General features: G+C 44.8%; 1 protein-coding gene. It reads left to right on the top strand.

The window, feature by feature from the left end:
- Positions 1-578: hypothetical protein (locus tag R7E78_RS28820; RefSeq protein ID WP_318058975.1), on the top strand; the 578-nt coding region annotated here is incomplete at both ends.

The following is a 578-nucleotide window of genomic DNA, read 5'->3' as shown; positions in this document are numbered from 1 at the left end:
ACTCTTAGTTGCCTTATTTACCTCCGCAAACGCTCTAGCAGCAGGAGAGGTGGAAATTTCATTTAGTCCTGCTTCTGGGAGTCATTATGAAAATGGTGAAGAAATTTCGTATTCGATTGAGGTAAAAAATACAACGGCGGACACAATTGCAGATGTCTCAGTGATAAACGCGGTTTGGGATGTCATGTCGGGCGACCAAAAAGCCTTTCAGAGCGTATCGATATCAGACACTCACAGTCTAGGTTCAATCGCTGGTAGTTACGCATCTAGCAATGCGAACTTAGAAGTGACTGGCGCGACATTGCTGCCATTTGGTCGAGTTACTTATCATGTTAGCGCGACAGTGTCTCATGAGAGTGCTGAAAACATCGTATTAGGTGGAGCACAAGTAAAAGCGATGATTGCTGGGGCAGAGAATACATTCGTTGATACAACCAGCGTCACGTTTGAACCTGCCGAATACAAATACACGCTAGATGCAGCGGTAACGCCAGTTGAATATCAAGTCGCAAACGTTTTGACGTACACGCTCACCGCAAAAAATACTGGCCTGTTTGCAGTAAAAGGCTTAGACATAA

It is taken from the genome of Vibrio sp. YT-19(2023) (assembly GCF_033337395.1).
This window is presented reverse-complemented; position numbering and strand designations above follow the sequence as displayed.